This is a genomic window from Catenulispora rubra, assembly GCF_015356825.1.
In the GTDB taxonomy this organism is placed as follows: Bacteria; Actinomycetota; Actinomycetes; order Streptomycetales; family Catenulisporaceae; genus Catenulispora; species Catenulispora rubra.
In genome coordinates this window covers 28641-44796 of record NZ_JAACYW010000068.1, presented here as the reverse complement: position 1 = coordinate 44796, position 16156 = coordinate 28641, and the positions used below count along the sequence as shown (strand labels likewise).

Below are 16156 nucleotides of genomic sequence, written 5' to 3'. Positions count from 1 at the left end.
GCCCCGCACAGCATTCCGCCCACCCGGCCGCCGCAACCGCCACCCCGCATAAGCCACAGCCCCCAAAGGAATCGGCAACACATACGTCAGCCCCCGCGCCAACAACACCGCCGCCGTAACCCGCGCGGCCCCCGCCGGGTCCAGCCCGACGGCCAGGTACGCCGTCAGCCCCAGCTCGATCACGCCGACCCCGCCCGGCGTCACCGGCACCGCCGACAGCACCCGCGCGAGCGCGAAGCCGGCCAGACACCGGCTCCACGGAACCTGCGACTGCGGCACCCCGCACGCCAGCAAGCACGTCTGGAACACCAGCAGCCAGCCCAGGTCGTTCCCGATGCTCGCCAGCGTCAGCCGTGTGCTCCGAGCCCGCAGCAGCTCCACCGAATCATCACGAAAACGCACCACCACCGCCGCGATCGTCGTCGGCGCCGTGCGATGCGCCAGCCGGAACACGCGGTCGGCCCACCGCTGCGCACCACGCCCGACGGCGTGCGCCGCGCGCTCGTCATGCAGCGAGCGGCGAACCACCGCCACACCACCAACAAACGCGCCAGCGCAGATCGCCGCACCCAGGCACAAAGTCGCGACAGCCCCATTGCCCGACGTCAGCCGCCCGGTGCCAGCCAACACCAGCACCACCACCGCAGGCGTCGCCAACTTAGCCAACGTGCTCCACACCCCGGTGACCCCGGTGTACACCGCGAACGACCGCCGACTCAGCCCCCAACTCGACAGCATCCGCCAACTCACCCCGACCGACACCGCGCCGCCCGCCGGCACCGTATTCGCCACAGCCGTCGACGCCAAATTCACCGCAGCCGCGCGCCGCAACGGCAGCCCGGGAATCGCGGCGGCAATAAACACCCAGTTCGCGAGCAGGTTCAGCGCCGCAGCAGCCAGGACCAGCACCGCCCAACCCGAAGTCAGCGCCCGGAAAGTGCCCAACACCCCGTGGTACGACGCGAGCTTGGGCAGCCCGTACCCGAAGGCGGCGACGCACACGACCGCCGGCACCAGCACCGCAGCCGCACGCCGTCCCCGAGCCCCAAACCTCCCCACGACAGCCACGTCAGCCCCCTCCGGCCTCTGACAAGAGCACTACCAAGCGCACGACCAAGAACACAACCAAGGACACTGACAAGAAGCGCCCTGATATCGAAGGAGGCTAACGGACCGGGCATAACTATGCGGCAGCGTTACGCCCAGCCCCACCGATCGACCACGAAAGCGTTACGCCCCGGCCACCCGCACGTTGTGCACCCGAAGCCGAACCGCCACCGCAGCCAGCGACGGCACCGCGACGCCCAGCGCCTCGCCGCGCGCCACCAGGTCGCCGAAGATCTGCTCGGCCTCGACCGGCAGGCCCACGGACAAGTCGCGGAACAGCGAAGAGGTGTCGTCGCTGTCCTGCTCGGTGAGCATGCCCCGGTAGACGTCCAGTTCCTTGTCCGAGACCGGATATCCGGCCGCCGCCGCAACCGACGCGCCCTCGGCCAGGACCGTCTCCGCCAGCGCCGCACCGCCACTCACCCCCGCGACCTCGCCGACGGTGCCGTTGCCAAGCACGCAAACCGCCCCGAGCGCGGCGATGAACGTCCACTTCGACCACATCCCCGACAGGATCCGCTCGGACAGCGCGGTATCGAACCCGGCGTCGGACAGCTCGGCGTGCACGGCCCGGATCCGGTCGTCGAGGCTCCCGTCGCGGCGGCCGTAGGCGACGCGGTGCATCGGCGCCAGCCGCAGGATGTCGCCGTCGGCGTCGAGCGTGGTCATGACGTAGGCGATGCCGCCAAGCACCGCGTCCTCACCGAAGCGCTCGACCAGCACGTCGATCTGCCGCATCCCGTTGAGCACCGGCAGGATCAGCGTGTCCGGGCCGACGGCGGGCGCCAGGTCCGCCACCGCGCCGAGCAGGCCGGACTCCTTCACCGTGAGCAGCACCAGGTCGTAGGGCCCCTCGACGGTGTCGGCGGTGACCAGCTTCGGCTCCAGCACGGTCTGCTCGCCGAGCCCGACGATCCGCAGGCCGCGCTCGCGCAGCGTGCGGGCCCGGCCCTCGCGGACCAAGAACGTCACGTCCCGCCCGGCCTGGGCCAGCCGCCCACCGAAGTATCCGCCGGTGGCCCCGGCTCCGACGACGAGAATCCGCATTCCGCACCCCTCCTGGGAAGCAACAGTGGTCCTAGCGAACAACCACTGCGCGGAGGTGATCATTCCCGCGCCACTGTCCACGAGCACTCCGGACAGCCATCCGTTCGGAGCAACGAATGCGGCATTGAGCCCGATGGATCGAGAATCTGGAGGGCATGAAGTCTCTCATCAGCCCCCGAAGCGTCGCGCGCCTGCTCGCCGCCGCCACAGTCGTCGCCGCCTCACTCGCGCCGATCACCGCCGCCGCGTCGACCCACGACCTCTGCGACGGCCACAAGTGGTCGCTGTTCGGCTGCCGCCACGATCTGGGGCAGCACCGGGTCCACCAGCCTGAGGCATCGCTGCCCGGATCAGGCCTCGCGGTCGGTGCGGCGGCGCGCGGCCCGGACGGTGCCGATGCCCGCGAGTAGTGCGGTCAGCGCGGTGACCGCGCCGAGGGCTGCTGACATGGGGACTCCGGTGTCGGGAAGGCTGCGGGCCTTCTTGCCGGTCTTGTGGAAGGGCAGCCCCGGGTGGCGCTTCTTGGGCGTCGCGTGCTGGGGCGCGGAGGGTGTCGTCGCAGGGTGCTGAGGCGCGGCGACGGGCACGGCGGCCGGGGCCGGGGCCGGGACCGCGACCGGAGCCGAGGCCGGGTCCGCCGGCGCCTCGACCAGGCCGCCCTGCTGCGGCGCCGGAGCCAGAGCCGAAACCGGCCCCGAGTGGACCGGGAACCCGACAGTCCCGGCCTCCAGGTCGAAGCGGATCGGACCCTGCGCGAACGCCGGGAACCCGATCAGCGTGCCGGAGGTCGTGGTCGAGGGCGCGTCGGCCACGGTGACGCCGGTGCCCGAGCCGGTGCTGTAGGCGGCTGACCAGCCGGCCGCCGGGACGCCGACGAGCAGCGAGCGCCCCGCCGGCCAGGTGCCCGCCGGACCGCCGGGCACGTTGAGCGCGAACTCCGGGGTCCCGGTGTCGAACATCGCCGGGCCGCAGTTCTTCACCAGCCCGGCGCCCTCGACGCAGGTCTGCACGGCCCGCGGGTTCCACGACGGCGGCGCCGCCGGCAGCCGCGCCGACCGCACGTGCCGGTGGCTGCCCGCCGGGGTCCTCGGCAGCTGCGCCAGGCCGTAGCCGGCGGCCGGGACGTTCAGCCGGATCTCACCGCTGACCTGCGAGGGGTCGTAGCTCACCGCGAACTGCCGGCCGATGTGGTCGCCGGCGGCGTCGTGCAGCGCCCACAGCGGGTTCACCAGCCCGGAGATCTCCTCGGGGCTGACGCCCATGATGCCGTCGAGGACGCCGCCGAACATCGCGGGCCTGGCGCCGTGCGCGGCCGGGCAGTTCGGCTTGTCCGCGAAGCAGTCGGTGGAGCGGACCAGCTCGATCGGCAGCGGACCGGTGTGGTAGCCGTTCATGACCACGTCGGCGTCGGCCTGGTCGCCGTGCAGCTGGATGCCGCTGCCGTAGCCGTAGGCCGCGGCCGGGCCGGTGACCGTGACCGCGCCGGAGGGGATCTTGTCGGCCGCCACGCGGATCCCGGTCGAGCCGGTGTCCAGCAGCATCAGCAGCTGCACGCCGCCGATCACGATCGTGACCACCGGCCGGGGCGCGGTGTCCGGATCGGCGACCGAGTAGGGGATGGAGCCCGACCCCGCCGCCGGGCTTAAGGGCGCGGGACCTAAGCGCGCCGGACCTAAGGACGCGGGGCCTAAGGGCACCGGACGCGCCGCCGCCGTCGCCGCGCCCACCGGCGAGGCGGCGAGCACCCCGCCCACCAGCCCGATCGCCGCCGCCGTTGCCGAGAACCGTGTGGCCAAGGTCCGAATCCGTCCGCCCGAGGTTGCCGAAGACGCGCCTACTCTGGGCGATCAGGACCCGGAGACACGAATCGCTTGCGCTGAACGGATGAAGGCATCCCCGATTCCGCTCGCGCACCCCTGGATGACGTGGAAACCTGACCCCCATGAAGCCGACCGAAGCAGCCATCGGCGCACCGTGCTGGGCCGAACTGGGCACCGCCGACGTCCCGAAGTCGGGCGAGTTCTACACCGCCCTGTTCGGCTGGACCGTGACCACGGACCCGCGCGCCGAAGCCGGCGGCTACACCATGGCGACGCTGGAGGACACCCCGGTCGCGGCCATGTCCCCGCTCTACGCCCCGGGCCAGCCGGTCGCCTGGACGGTCTCCTTCGCGGTCCTGGACGCCGACGCCACGGCCGCCCGGGCCGCCGAGGAGGGCGGCGAGGTCCTGATGGCCCCGATGGACATCTTCGACAACGGCCGCTTCGCGGTCCTGCGCGACCCGACCGGCGCGATGTTCACCGTCTGGCAGCCCCGCACCTTCCACGGCTTCGGCCTGTGGGACGAGCCCGGCGCGCCGTGCTGGGCGGAGCTGGCGACCCGCAACGTGCCCGCCGCGAACGCCTTCTACCAGGCGCTGTTCGGCTGGTCGATCAGCGACGACGCCTACGCGCACCTGAGCGCTGGCGACCGCCGGTTCGGCGGCGTGCAGAACATGCGCGCTTCGGGCGTCCCCGACGACGTCCCGCCGCACTGGCTGCTGTACTTCCGGACGGACAGCGCTGCGGCGGCTGCGGAACAGGCGGCAGAGTTGGGTGCACAGACCCTGACTCAGGCCTTCCACCTGCCGGGCACCGGCTACTTCGCGACGTTGCGGGATCCGCAGGGGGCTGTGTTCGCGCTGTATGAAGCCGAACGCGCGGACGCCACCGTGGCCTGAGCCCGCGTCACCGGCGTACCGGCGTCACCGGCATCACCGGACCAGCCCTTCCAGCAACGGCCGGTAGTACTCGAATCCCGGCACGTCAGCATCGGGATCCTTCGCCTCCTCGTCCCAGCGGCGCAGCGCCACCGCCTGGAGCGCGTACTCCCCGGCGGCGAACCGCTCGGCCTCCTCGGCGCTCATCGGACCTCCCTGCACCTGCAGGGTATAGACGGACGCCTCCGACAGCTTCTCGAAGTATCCGGGCTCGGTGGCGCACAGGTACCGCTTAGCGGCGACGTGCAGCCGCACCGGCTCGGTGACCGACTCCGGGAACCAGGCGCCGAGCCAGTCCGCGCCGACGTGGCTGTGCCGATTGTCGGTGCCGGACATCAACTCGTCGCCGCTCACCGGACCGGTGAAGTGCCCGACATCGTGCAGCAGAGCGGCGGCCACCAGCGACGCCGGAGCACCAGCGGCCTCAGCGAGCGCCGCGGCTTGGAGCATGTGCGCGGACTGGGTCACCGCCTCGCCGAGGTAGTCGTTCGCACCTTGCTCGGCGAACAGGATGGCAAATGTGTCGACCGGGTTCATCGCTGTTGTCTCATTCACTATGCCGCTCCGTTCGATTCGAGGGATCCGCGGCGCAGGACCGCGAGTGCGCTGTACGCGCCGTCCAGATCGGCGTAGCAGCCTTGCAGGTGACGTGCGCCGCCGGCCCGGAAGCCGGTACGCGCGTGCAGGACGCGGGTGTTGTCGAACACGACGCAGTCGCCGGGCTCCAGCCGGAAGGTGAGCTGCGCTTCGGCGCTGTAGAGGATTTCGGCGAGCCGCCGGTAGGCGGCGTAGAAGGCGGCGATCTGCTCGGCCGGCAGGGCGATCGGCCGCATCGAGCGGTTGTTGAAGCGGATCTCGCGGATCCGACCGACGGGATCGAGGCCGATGAGGGGCCGGGTCGCAGACAGTTCAGTTGCGGCGTCGGCGTAGCGGAAGGTCACTGGAGTCCGGGCGAGCAGGTCGAAGGCGGCGGGATCTTCTGCTCGCAGCCGCGCCGCCGCAGCGAAGCCGTCCACCAGGCCGGAATCCCCGCCCTCGGCGGCGTTCACCAGGCAGTGCAGCAGCTGGATGGTCGGGACGGGATCGCGGTACGGGTTGTCGGTGTGCGGTGTGATCGGGAGGCTGCTGAAGGCGAGGTTCGTGGGCTGGTCTTCGACCCGGACCTCGAAGAGTTCGCCGTAGTTGGTGCGGCGTACGTAACCGAAGGATTCGGCCACGGTCAGGACCGCGCGGTCGGTCGGCGGGACGTCTCGCAGCAGGAAGAAGCCCTGGCGCAGCAAGGCCTCCAGGCCCGCGGCCCGCGCGACCGGATCCTGCTGGAACGTCGGCCAGTCGCCGGTAGGGATCGCATCGGCCAGGTCAGTGGCCTGCCAGAGGTTCTTGGCGTCCTCAGAGCGGTCGTCGGCCGGTCGCGTCCCGGACCCTGCGTCGAGCCGGTGCGCTGCCAGCCAGGCGTGGGTGAAGCGGCTGCGGTGATCGTCCGGTGCGAAGACGACGACCACGGCGTCCTCGTGCTCTTCGACCCGGGCTATGCGGGTGTCCGGCGCCAGGTCGGTGATGCCGTGGAGCTTCTGCTCGGTACCCGGTGCCACGCAGTCGCCACAGGAACAGTTGTCGCGCAGCCACAGCGCGGGGTAGTCGGAGACGGGAAGGGTCATGAGCGGTCCTTCTTGACGTGGTCGCGCGCCAGCGGTGCGGCGCCAAGGGAGTTGCGGATGGAGAAGGCGACGGCGTCGCCGCGGTAGACGTCCTCGGACCACTCCAGGGGCCGGCCGTCGTGGTCGGTGGTGCGGCGGCGTTCCCGCAGCAGGGCGGCGCCGGGCTCGGTCTCCAGCAGCGCGGCGTCCTCGGCGGAGGCGTTGACGGCCTCCATGGTGTGCTGCGCGTGGGCGAAGAAGATGCCGTACTCCTCCAGCCGCTCGCAGACCGACTCCCGCTCCAGGTCGACGAACCCGAGCAGGGACCCGGCCCGGTCGGCGTACGCGGTCCGCTCGATCATCACCGGCCGGCCGGAGAGCAGGCGCAGGCGGACCAGGTACACCACCTGCTCCCCCGCCGCCAAAGCCAGTTGTTGCGCCTCGACGTCGGTGGCGGCCCGCCGCTCGAGCAGCACCACCCGGCCGGAGGGCACCTCGCCGATGGAGCGCGCCCACCGCGAGAACGATCGCAGCTCGCTGAAACTCTGCACGCGCGGCTCGGCCAGCACGATGCGGCGCGCGCCCTGGTGCGAGGAGATCAAGCCGTCCTGGCTGAGCGCGGCGAAGGCCCGCCGGACGGTGTTGCGGGAGGCGCCGTAGCGCTCGGAGACCTCGTGCTCGGAGGGCAGGCGCGAACCCGGCGGGAAGCTGCCGTCGGCGATCGCGTCGCGCAGTGTCGCTGCCAGGTCCTGGTACATGGCTGCCGGCATGGCGTCTGCTCTCCTCGGGGTTCGTCACTTGTAGGACCAAGTTCTGTCTTGGTGGAACAAGCTACTCGGCGACGCCGGCTCGGCGGGTGAACGACGGGTGAAGACTCCCTGACCTCCAGCAGCCTGCTGCCGATCCTCACCCGCGGCCGCACCGACCAGCGCTGGACCGCCCTCGTCGGCTCGCTCACCGTCGCCGGCGGCTTCGCGCTGCTGATGGCCGCGCCGTCGGCCTACCTGGTGTCGTGCACCCTTCTGGGCATCGGCGGCGGCGCGACCCTCGTCCTGGCGCTGACGTTCCAGAGCCAGCGCGCGGGCAGCGCCGGCGCGCGGGCAGCGCCGGCGACGCGGCGGCGCTGGCCGGCATGGCGCAGTCGATCGGCTACCTCATCGCCGCGACCGGCCCTCTGTTGCTCGGCATCCTGCACCAGAGCACCAACGGCTGGACCCTGCCGCTCGGGCTGCTCGTGGCGCTGAGCGTGCTGATGGCCGGCGCCGGCTACGAGGCGGGGCGCGATCGGCTCGTGGAGCGCTGAACGAACAAGGAACGAACAAGGGCTGGTGGCCGGCTGAACGGCCAGCGGCCCTCATCCCAGCGCCGCGCCGACCACCTTCGGCAGCTGATTCTCGGCGATCTGCCGACAGGCCGCCTCGAACTGGTCGAGCGAGCCGGTAGCCGGTATCCCCAGCACCGCCACGGCGTTCCGTTTCAGGCTGTACACCGTGCAGATGGAATTGCCGGTGGGTGCCGCGCTGTAGCGCACATCCGCACTCAGTGACTTCGAGCCCGGACTTCTCCGGACGAACTCCGCCTTGGCGCGCGACCGGCCGTCGTGCACGGCCTTGTCCGTGTACTGCACAGCGGTACCGAGATCCAGGCTGCCCGCCTGGTAGATGTCGACGGCGACGTAGCCCTGCATGTCCGCGGTCGCGCACTGGAGGTCCATGAAAGCCGGATCCAGACCGTGCTCAGGCGGCTGAGTCGGGGCGTCGTTCACCACCGTCAACGCCGGCTGTCCGGGCAGCGCACCCGCGAGTTTGCCGCACGTCGGCAAAGCCTTGTAGTCACTCGCGTCCGCTGATCCGGTGACCAGCAGCGCCGTGGTCGTCCCGGCTGCCGCCACGACGACTACGGCTGCGGCCGTCCCCCACCTCCGACGTCTCATTCCCGGATTATGGCATCGAACGCCGACGGCGAATCAGCGCTGAGGGGTGGTCTTCAGACAGGGTTCACGTGCCAGCGCGCCCCTGCTCGATCAGCTCCGCGACCCGGGTCGGGGTCTGCGCCAGGTAGAAGGCGCGGACGGAGAGTTCGACGCCGTACTCCTGGGCCACCCTTTCGATGATCTTTATCCCGATCAGCGAATTCCCGCCGAGTTCGAAGAAGTTGTCGTCAGCCTCGACCGCGCCGTCATTGAGGTATTCCCCCCACAGCGCCGAGATCTCACGCACGAGTGACATGGGCAGCCCCGATTCCATTGCCGGCGGTTGTCCCGCCAACGGGACACAAGCGTGTGGTCCGATCCTGGCGCGGCCGCACCACCGATGTCACCCTCTGCGCCTCAGGCGCCGCGCGCGCCGGAGGCGGCCATTGTCCGGGGTATCTCACGGGGATTACCGTGACTGCTCGGAATAATGACGCCCATCTGTGTCGGATCCTCCGGCCAGTATGTGTGGGGAGGATTTCGTTGCTAAAATCACAACGGCTCGCGGTGCTGCCGATGGACTCGTACGATCTCGAATCCGAACTGGCCGTCGTGGACCACCACGACTATCCCGGCGAGTACGACGCCCTGACCTTCGGATCATGGTCCTGCCACGTTCTGGCGAACGGCAGCGGCGCCGATTCCGACCTCGCCTTCCGCCCGCACGGCGACGAACTCGCGCTCACCGAACTGGGCAAGCGGCTGCCGGCCGTCATGTCCGTCGTGACCGATCACTTCTCCCTCGACCGGCTGCAATGGGTGCGCATCTTCGCGCTCCACGACGGGGGAATAGTGCCGCATGTGGATTTCCTGGAATTCGAGGAACCGGGCACCAGGCTGCAGGTCCCACTGCGCACCAGCGAAGAATCGCTCCATTCGGAGAACAACATCGTCTATCACCTCCGCCGCGGTGAGGTGTGGAAGATCCACACCACCGATCCGCATTCGGCGGGCAGCACTTCCGCCATCTCCCGGCTCAATCTGGTTCTGGACTACGCGGGCTCGGAAAAGCCGGTCGAGATCCGCGGCGACATTCCCGCGACCGAGCCGGTCCGCATCATGGATCGGCCCGAGCCGACCGAGGAGGAACGCGAAGAACTGCTGGACTCCTGCCGGCGGCTGACCGCCGCGACCATGCGGCCGGCGTTCCGCCGGTTCGTCGAGACCCACTTCTCGCGGCACCTGCACGCCCGGGAGGTCTTCGACTGGTACGTCGAGGCCGCCCGACGTTCCGGCGACGAGGACATGGTGGCCAAGGCCCGGGCATTCCGCACCTACTGCATCGAAAAGCGGAGCCTCCGCGAGAAGTTCGAGTGGTGAGGGCCGCCGAACAAGGCGACTCTCGACACAGGAGACGGAGCTGATGTATGGACACGCTTGACGACGGCGTGCTGAAGAGAGCCGCGGAGGAATACGCCGAGCAGGGCTTCGCCATCATCGGCGACGTAGTGCCGCCGGAGGTGCTGGACGAGGTGCGCGGCCACGTGGACTGACTCACCAACAAGTACCCGGACCTGCGTCCGGAACACTGCCACCAGCCGTCCTCCCGCACCGACCAGCCCGACATGCTGTTCTCCGGATCCAGAGCTCGGGGATCTACCTCGACCCACTGCTGGTGCGCGGCTCCGACACCGGCGACGGCAACAGCTACCGCCGGTTCCCGGTTTACCAGGAGAACGAGACCATCCCGTTCGCCGGGCAGGACGAGTGGAACGAGAAGGTGGCGGTGCTCAACGCGGCGCTGCCGGAGGGTTCGGCCGGCCTCCCGACAGAGAGTCCGATCGAGTCGACCCGGTGCATGAAAGAGCCCCCGAACACTTAGTGTTCGGGGGCTCTTTCATGCACCGGCGGGGGCGAATCACATCATGACTCGCCCCCGATTCTCAGATCCCTGAGGTGGGGTCGAACTCCCCGGCGATGAAGTCCAGCACTTCCCGGGCGCTGTCCACCAGATACATGTGATCGCCGGGGAACTCCGCATAGCGGAAGGCTTCCGTGGTCGCCTTCTGCCACTGCTGCGCCTCCTCCGCCGTCACCAGCCCGTCGGAGCTCCCGCGCACCGAGCAGATCGGGACCGGCAGCGGATCGTCCCGGCTCGGGACGTAGTTCTCGTGCATCTCGCAGTCGGCCCGCAGCACGGGGAGGATCAAGTCGCGCATCTCCGGGTGGTCCAGGGCCTCGTGCCGGAAGCCGGCGAACTCCTCGACCCGGACCAGGAACTCCTCGTCGGGAAGGCCTGTGGCCCGCCTCTCGCGCTGGGTCCACGGTCCGGGCGAGCCGCTGACGACCAGACCGTCGACCGTGATGTCACGGTCGAGGAGCAGGTGTGCCAGCTCGTACCCGAGCACCGCGCCGAGGCTGTGCCCGAACAACAGGACGGACTCCCCGTCGCCCAGGCCTGCGACGACGTCGTCGACACAGTTCAGCGCGGACTCCACCACGTTCCGGTACGGCGTCTCCAGGATCCGCCGCTCCCGGCCCGGCAGTTCGACCGGGAGCACCCGCCACCGGCCGGCCGCGAGGTCCCGCCACGGGTGGAAGAACGAGGGCCCCGCCCCCGCGAACGGCACGCACACCAGTGCCGGTGTCGCTGTCATCGCCGTCATCGCTGTCATCTCGGCCGCCCTCGATCCTCAGACCAGCCGCGGCACGATGACCCGCATCACCTGGGCAGCGGGTTTGGGCATGTGCATGTACTCGTGGGTGGAATCCACGTCGAACTCCTCGATGGTGCCCAGGATGTGCTCCCGCCAGTAATGCGCCCACGAGCCCGCCTCCTTGCCCTGTTTGGCGTTGAAGTAGAGCATGTCGCCGCGGTAGACGGGTGAGTCGAACTCCTTCATCACCGACCGGTTGTTGGCCCCGACCCGGCCCATGGCGTCCAGCAGGCCGCTGATGCTCTCGGGGTTCATGAAGTCGCTGACGAACTGCTCGACCTCCTTGCGGTAGGCCACCGGGTCCAGAGCGCCCAGGTCCTTGAAACCGATCGACGGCATGGCGTCCAGCACCGCCAACAGGCCCACCTCGTACCCGCGCTCGTCCATGGCGACGGCCAGGGCGTGCACCACCGGGCCGCTCAGGGACCAGCCGACCAGGTTGTAGGGGCCCTCGGGCTGGATGCCGACGATCAGGTCGAGGTAGTCCTCGACCATCTGCTCCACCGACTCGGCCACCGGGTCGGTGCCGTTGCAGCCGCGGGACTGGATGGCGTAGGCCGGACGGTCCTCGACGTACGGCGCGAAGGAGAAGTACACCCAGCCCAGGCCGCCGCCGCCGTGCAGGAACCACACCGGCTTCTTGCCGGTTCCGGGGTCGTCGTGCAGAGGCAGCACCGGAGCGTACGGGTCGAGGTCGTCGCCGAGGATGGCGCCGTTGAGCATCAGCGCCGCCAGCTCGGCCACCGTGGGGTACCGGACGATCGTCCGCAGCGGCACCTCGATCCCCAGGACCTTGTGGATGCGGGAACTGAGGCGGGTGGCCAGCAGCGAATGCCCGCCGAGGACGAAGAAGTCGTCCTCGATCCCCACGTTCTCCACGCCAAGGACTTCGCTGTACAGGGCGCACAGCTTCTCCTCGAAGACGTTGCGCGGCTCCCCGCCGCGAGCGACCACACGTTCCGTCGACAGCGCGCGCCGGTCGAGTTTGCCGGCTGCGTTCAGCGGCAGCTCCGACAGCGCGATCACCGAACCCGGGACCATGTAGCTCGGCAGCCGCTCCCGCAGATAGCCGGGCAGCTCGGCCAGCAGCGGACCGATCCGGGTGCCGAGCACGGGCGTGTTCGTCCAGGTGCGCCCCGCCGCGGAGCCCGGAACGAATCCTCCTCGGACCTGCCCCCCGGCCTGCGACGCGGGCAGCAGCACCGCGTCGAAACCGTGGTCCGCATCGCCGGACCACGTCAGAACCGGCTCGAACCCCCGCTGCCGCGCCCACTCGGCGAAGTCCTCAGGATCCAATGGCGCGCCGGACAGCGGGGGCCGACGCCACGAGCCGACGGAGACCGCCGTATCCGCCTCGGCCGCCAGCCGGGCGTTGGGGATCCCGCTCACCCGCACCGGTCCGGCTCCGGTCCCGTCGAGCCGCTCGAGCCGGTCGAGCTCATCGGCCAGACCGGCCAGACCGGACACCTCCCGGCCCCACCGCAGCGCCGGCACCCCGGCGAGGTCGATCTCAGCGGCCGGGTCCTTGGACAGGACGACTTCATAGCGGTGTCGCGTCAGCTCGTTGTGCGCCCGGCCGGACTTCAACCGGATGTCGACGCCGAGCCCGTGCTCGGCGGCCCAGCCGGCGAACCACTCCGGCGCGATCACCAGCTCGCGCTCGGTGAGCAGCGCCTGTTCCACCAGGGACCTGATCTCCTCGGCCGAGGCGTACGGCTGGGCCGTCCGCTGGACCGCCGTCAGCAGCAGCCGCAGGGTCCGGGCGTTGCGGACGTCGCCGACGATCAGCCGGCCGCCGGGGGCCAACAGATCCAGGGCCTGACTCAGAACCCGGTCCAGGTACGCGGCGCTCGGGAAGTACTGCACGACGGAGTTGATCAGTACCGTGTCGAAGCCGCCCGGCGGCAGTCCGGTGACGTCGTCGGCCGCCTGGACGCCGAGTCGGACCCGGTCGCCGTGAGGTGTCTGGTCCAGGTGCGCGCGCAGCCTGTCGACCGCCGGGGCCGAGAAATCGGTGCCCCAGTACTCGTCGACGGAATCGACGATCCCGGCCAGCAGCAGTCCCGAACCGACACCGATCTCCAGGACCCGCCGCGGCGCGAAACGCAGAACCTGCGCCACCGCCGCGTCCCGCCACGGACGCATCTGCTCCAGCGGAATCGGCTCGCCGGTGTAGCTGGATATCCAGCCCCGGAAGTCCTCGCCCCGGGCCGGCTCGCCGGCTTCGGCGTGGACGTCGGCGTACATGTCGGCGTAGACGTCGCGCCACTCGTCCACCTGCTCGCCGGCGGCGGCCGTCGCGGCCTCCGGATCCGGCACGACGTAGGCCGCCAGACTCTTGTCGCCCCGTCCGTTCTCGTGCACCACCACCGCCGCCCGGGCCACCGCGGGGTGGCCGGCGAGCACGTTCTCGATCTCGCCCAGCTCGATGCGGATCCCGCGCAGCTTCACCTGGAAGTCGGTGCGGCCGATGTACTCCAGGGCGCCGTCCCGGTTCCAGCGCACGACGTCGCCGCTCCGGTACATCCGGGCGCCGGGCCCGCCGAAGGGGCAGGCGACGAACCGCTGCGCGGTCAGCGCGGTGTGTCCGAGGTAGCCCCGGCAAACCCCGGCGCCGGCCAGGTACAGCTCGCCGGGGACTCCGGGCGCGACCGGACGCAGCGTCTCGTCCAGGACGTAGGCCTGGGTGTTCCAGATCGGGCTGCCGATCGGCACCCGGTCGGCACCGGGCACGTGCCGGTGTGCGGTGACCTCCACGGTGGTCTCTGTCGGACCGTAGCAGTTGTAGATCTCGCAGCCGGGCAGCACCTCCGCGATCGTGTTCGCGAGCACCGGCGGGAACGCCTCGCCGACGACCTCCATCCAGCGCAGGCTGGTGCACTTCTTCGCCTCCGGCTCGCCGAGGAAGGCGTCGAGCAGGGAGGGCACGAAGAACGCGCCGGTCACGCCTTCCCGCTGGATCAGCTCGGCGAGATAGGCCGGCTCCCGGCGCCCGCCCTCGCGGGCGACGACGACGGCGGCGCCGACCTGGAACTGGGCGAACAACTCCGGCACCGAGGCGTCGAAGCTCGTCGAGGAGCTCAGCAGGAACCGGTCCTCGGCCGTGACGCCGAAGTACGCCAGCACCCACGCGAGGTGGTTCATGATCGACCGGTGCGACACCTGCACCCCCTTGGGGCCGCCGGTCGAGCCCGAGGTGTAGATCACGTACGCGGCGTTGTCCGGCGACAGGACACGCTCGGGATTCGAGTCCGGATACGCCGAGACGTCCGGCAGGGTCTCGTCCAGGACCAGCAGCGGCGCGGCGCCGTCCAGCAGCTGCCGCACCCGGTCATCGGGTGCCTCGATGTCCACCGGGACGTAGGCGGCGCCGGCCTTGACCACCGCGTAGATGGCCACCACCAGCTCGGGCGAGCGGGGCAGACGCACCGCGACCAGCTGCTCCGGTCCGGCACCGCGCTCGATGAGCCAGTGCGCCAGCCGGTTGGCGCGCCGGTCGAGCTCCCGGTAGGTCAGCGTCTCCTGTTCGCCGATCACCGCCGGACGGTCCGGGTCGCGCAGGACCTGGGCCTCGAACGCGTCCGGCAGAGTGCCGGCGGGCACCGGGTGCGCCGTGTCGTTGATCCCCCGCAGCAGCCAGTCGCGCTCGGTGCGCGCGAGCACGTCGACCGTGCCGATCGGCGCCCGCGGATCGGCCGCCAGCTGCTCCATGACCCGTCCGAACCGGGCCGCGATCGCCTCGGCGGTCTCCCGGTCGAACAGCTGGGTGGCGTACATCAGGTCGCCCCACGCCGTGCCCGATTCGTCCATGGTCATGCTCAGGAACAGGTCGGAGATGGTGGCCTGGACCAGGTGCTGCTCGAACCCCACCTCGAGCCCGGTCAGCTCGTAGACCGTCTTGTCCCAGTTCTGCCAGGCGAACATCACCTGGAACAGCGGCTGGTAGGCGGCCGAACGGTTCGGGTTGATCAGCTCGACCAGCATGTCGAACGGCAGGTCCTGGTGCTCGTAGGCGGCCAGCGACTTCTCCCGCACCCGCGCCAGCAGATCGGCGAACGTCGGGTCGCCCGACAGGTCGACCCGCAGCACCTGGGTGTTGACGAAGAATCCCACCAGGTCGTTCAGCGCCTCGTCGGTCCGTCCGGCGATCGGGCCGCCGAGCGTGATGTCCTCGCCGCCGCCGAGCTTGCCCAACAGCACCGCCAGGCCCGCCTGCATGACCATCGACATGGTCACGCCGAGCTCGTCGGCCAGCCGGACCAGCCGGGCCGAGACGTCGGGATCGAGCTCGATCCGGACGGTGTCGCCGCGCGTGCTGCGCTCCTCGGGCCGCGGGCGGTCCACCGGGAGGCTGAGCGGCTGGGGCACGCCTTCGAGCTCGGTGCGCCAGTAGGCGGCCTGCCGTGCGGCCAGGCTGGCCGGATCCGTCACGTCGCCGAGCAGTTCGCGCTGCCACAGCGTGTAGTCCTTGTACTGCACCTCCAGCGGCGCCCACTCCGGCGCCGCGCCGTCCAGACGGGCCGCGTAGGCGGCGAACAGGTCCCGGGCCAGCACCCCGCCGGAAACGCCGTCGGCGGCTATGTGGTGGATGACCAGGAGCAGGGCGTGGTCCTCCGGGCCGCAGCGGTACAGGTGCACCCGGAGCGGGATGTCGGTCGCCAGGTCGTAGTGGTGCGCGATGGCCGCGGCGACCAGGGCCGGCAGGTCCTCGGGCGCGACGTCCGCCACCGGTGCCTCGACCAGCCCCTGTCCGGCCGGCAGGATCTGCTGGTAGGGCTCGTCGTCGTCACCGGTCACGTAGCGGGTGCGCAGGGTCTCGTGCCGGTCGACCACGTCGTTGACCGCCGCGACCATCGCGGTGGCGTCCAACCGACCGGTCAGGCGGAACAGCGGGGAGATGTTGTAGGTCTCGGCCTTGTTCTCCAACTGGTTCGTCAGCCACATGCGGCGTTGTGCGTACGAAAGCGGAATCATCGGG

At 70.5% G+C, this 16156-nt stretch carries 16 protein-coding genes; 6 read left to right on the top strand and 10 right to left on the bottom strand.

Going from position 1 to position 16156, the window contains the following annotated elements; all coding sequences use genetic code 11:
• Together GWK61_RS20625 and GWK61_RS20620 are read right to left on the bottom strand one after the other, a co-directional pair.
• Positions 1-1068 (bottom strand): lysylphosphatidylglycerol synthase transmembrane domain-containing protein (locus GWK61_RS20625; RefSeq protein WP_194910433.1); only part of this gene is annotated, 1068 nt, incomplete at its 3' end.
• A gap of 162 nt (positions 1069-1230) precedes the next feature.
• Positions 1231-2154 carry a ketopantoate reductase family protein gene (locus tag GWK61_RS20620; RefSeq protein WP_194910429.1) on the bottom strand — a complete coding sequence of 308 codons (924 nt, stop codon included), beginning with the start codon at positions 2152-2154 and terminating at the stop codon, positions 1231-1233.
• 155 nt (positions 2155-2309) lie between these two features.
• Between GWK61_RS20620 and GWK61_RS20615 the strand changes: the two genes are divergently transcribed.
• Entirely contained in the window at positions 2310-2564 is a 255-nt protein-coding gene (locus tag GWK61_RS20615) for a hypothetical protein (protein WP_194910428.1), read from the top strand.
• Here GWK61_RS20615 and GWK61_RS20610 read toward each other — a convergent pair.
• Positions 2505-3950, bottom strand: coding sequence for a hypothetical protein (locus GWK61_RS20610; protein WP_194910439.1), 1446 nt, complete (start codon positions 3948-3950; stop codon positions 2505-2507). The genes GWK61_RS20615 and GWK61_RS20610 overlap by 60 nt on opposite strands.
• 146 nt (positions 3951-4096) lie before the next feature.
• Between GWK61_RS20610 and GWK61_RS20605 the strand changes: the two genes are divergently transcribed.
• Positions 4097-4873: a VOC family protein gene (locus tag GWK61_RS20605; RefSeq protein ID WP_194910427.1), complete on the top strand. Its 777-nt coding sequence runs from the start codon at positions 4097-4099 to the stop codon at positions 4871-4873.
• Positions 4874-4906: 33 nt separating this feature from the next.
• Here the strand turns inward: GWK61_RS20605 and GWK61_RS56630 are convergent, their stop codons facing one another.
• Genes GWK61_RS56630 through GWK61_RS20595 form a run of 3 tightly spaced genes read right to left on the bottom strand, consistent with a single transcriptional unit; the run spans position 4907 to position 7319 of the window.
• Positions 4907-5467 carry a phosphonate degradation HD-domain oxygenase gene (locus GWK61_RS56630; protein ID WP_323747664.1) on the bottom strand — a complete coding sequence of 187 codons (561 nt, stop codon included), beginning with the start codon at positions 5465-5467 and terminating at the stop codon, positions 4907-4909.
• Positions 5467-6570, bottom strand: coding sequence for a 2-trimethylaminoethylphosphonate dioxygenase (gene tmpA, locus GWK61_RS20600; protein WP_228562649.1), 1104 nt, complete (start codon positions 6568-6570; stop codon positions 5467-5469). The genes GWK61_RS56630 and tmpA overlap by 1 nt, the downstream gene beginning before the upstream one ends.
• Positions 6567-7319 (bottom strand): GntR family transcriptional regulator, encoded by a 753-nt coding sequence (locus tag GWK61_RS20595; RefSeq protein WP_194910425.1) that lies wholly within the window; start codon positions 7317-7319, stop codon positions 6567-6569. Before GWK61_RS20595 ends, tmpA begins: the two co-directional genes overlap by 4 nt.
• Before the next feature lie 362 nt (positions 7320-7681).
• On the opposite strand from GWK61_RS20595, the gene GWK61_RS56625 reads away from it, so the two are divergent.
• Complete coding sequence (locus tag GWK61_RS56625) at positions 7682-7852, top strand: hypothetical protein (protein ID WP_228562648.1); 171 nt, start codon at positions 7682-7684, stop codon at positions 7850-7852.
• 51 nt (positions 7853-7903) lie between these two features.
• On the opposite strand, the gene GWK61_RS20585 is transcribed toward GWK61_RS56625, so the two are convergent.
• Together GWK61_RS20585 and GWK61_RS20580 are read right to left on the bottom strand one after the other, a co-directional pair.
• A complete protein-coding gene (locus tag GWK61_RS20585) occupies positions 7904-8482 on the bottom strand; it encodes a hypothetical protein (RefSeq protein WP_194910423.1) in 579 nt (192 codons plus the stop codon).
• 64 nt (positions 8483-8546) lie between these two features.
• Positions 8547-8777, bottom strand: a complete 231-nt coding sequence (locus GWK61_RS20580) for a phosphopantetheine-binding protein (protein WP_228562647.1) — start codon at positions 8775-8777, stop codon at positions 8547-8549.
• A gap of 212 nt (positions 8778-8989) precedes the next feature.
• On the opposite strand from GWK61_RS20580, the gene GWK61_RS20575 reads away from it, so the two are divergent.
• The 3 genes from GWK61_RS20575 (at position 8990) to GWK61_RS56620 (ending at position 10343) form a co-directional block, all read left to right on the top strand.
• Positions 8990-9841, top strand: a complete 852-nt coding sequence (locus tag GWK61_RS20575) for a putative nonproteinogenic amino acid hydroxylase (protein WP_194910420.1) — start codon at positions 8990-8992, stop codon at positions 9839-9841.
• 47 nt (positions 9842-9888) lie between these two features.
• Positions 9889-10014 carry a hypothetical protein gene (locus GWK61_RS58615; RefSeq protein ID WP_267254305.1) on the top strand — a complete coding sequence of 42 codons (126 nt, stop codon included), beginning with the start codon at positions 9889-9891 and terminating at the stop codon, positions 10012-10014.
• 122 nt (positions 10015-10136) lie between these two features.
• The gene (locus tag GWK61_RS56620) at positions 10137-10343 is read left to right on the top strand and encodes a hypothetical protein (RefSeq protein ID WP_228562646.1); all 207 of its coding nucleotides are present in this window, start codon (positions 10137-10139) and stop codon (positions 10341-10343) included.
• A 61-nt stretch (positions 10344-10404) separates the two neighbouring features.
• On the opposite strand, the gene GWK61_RS20565 is transcribed toward GWK61_RS56620, so the two are convergent.
• Both GWK61_RS20565 and GWK61_RS20560 read right to left on the bottom strand, forming a co-directional pair.
• Complete coding sequence (locus GWK61_RS20565; RefSeq protein ID WP_194910438.1) at positions 10405-11118, bottom strand: thioesterase II family protein; 714 nt, start codon at positions 11116-11118, stop codon at positions 10405-10407.
• A gap of 36 nt (positions 11119-11154) precedes the next feature.
• On the bottom strand, positions 11155-16152 hold the full coding sequence (locus GWK61_RS20560; protein ID WP_194910419.1) for a non-ribosomal peptide synthetase: 4998 nt from the start codon (positions 16150-16152) through the stop codon (positions 11155-11157).
• Positions 16153-16156 lie beyond the last annotated feature (4 nt).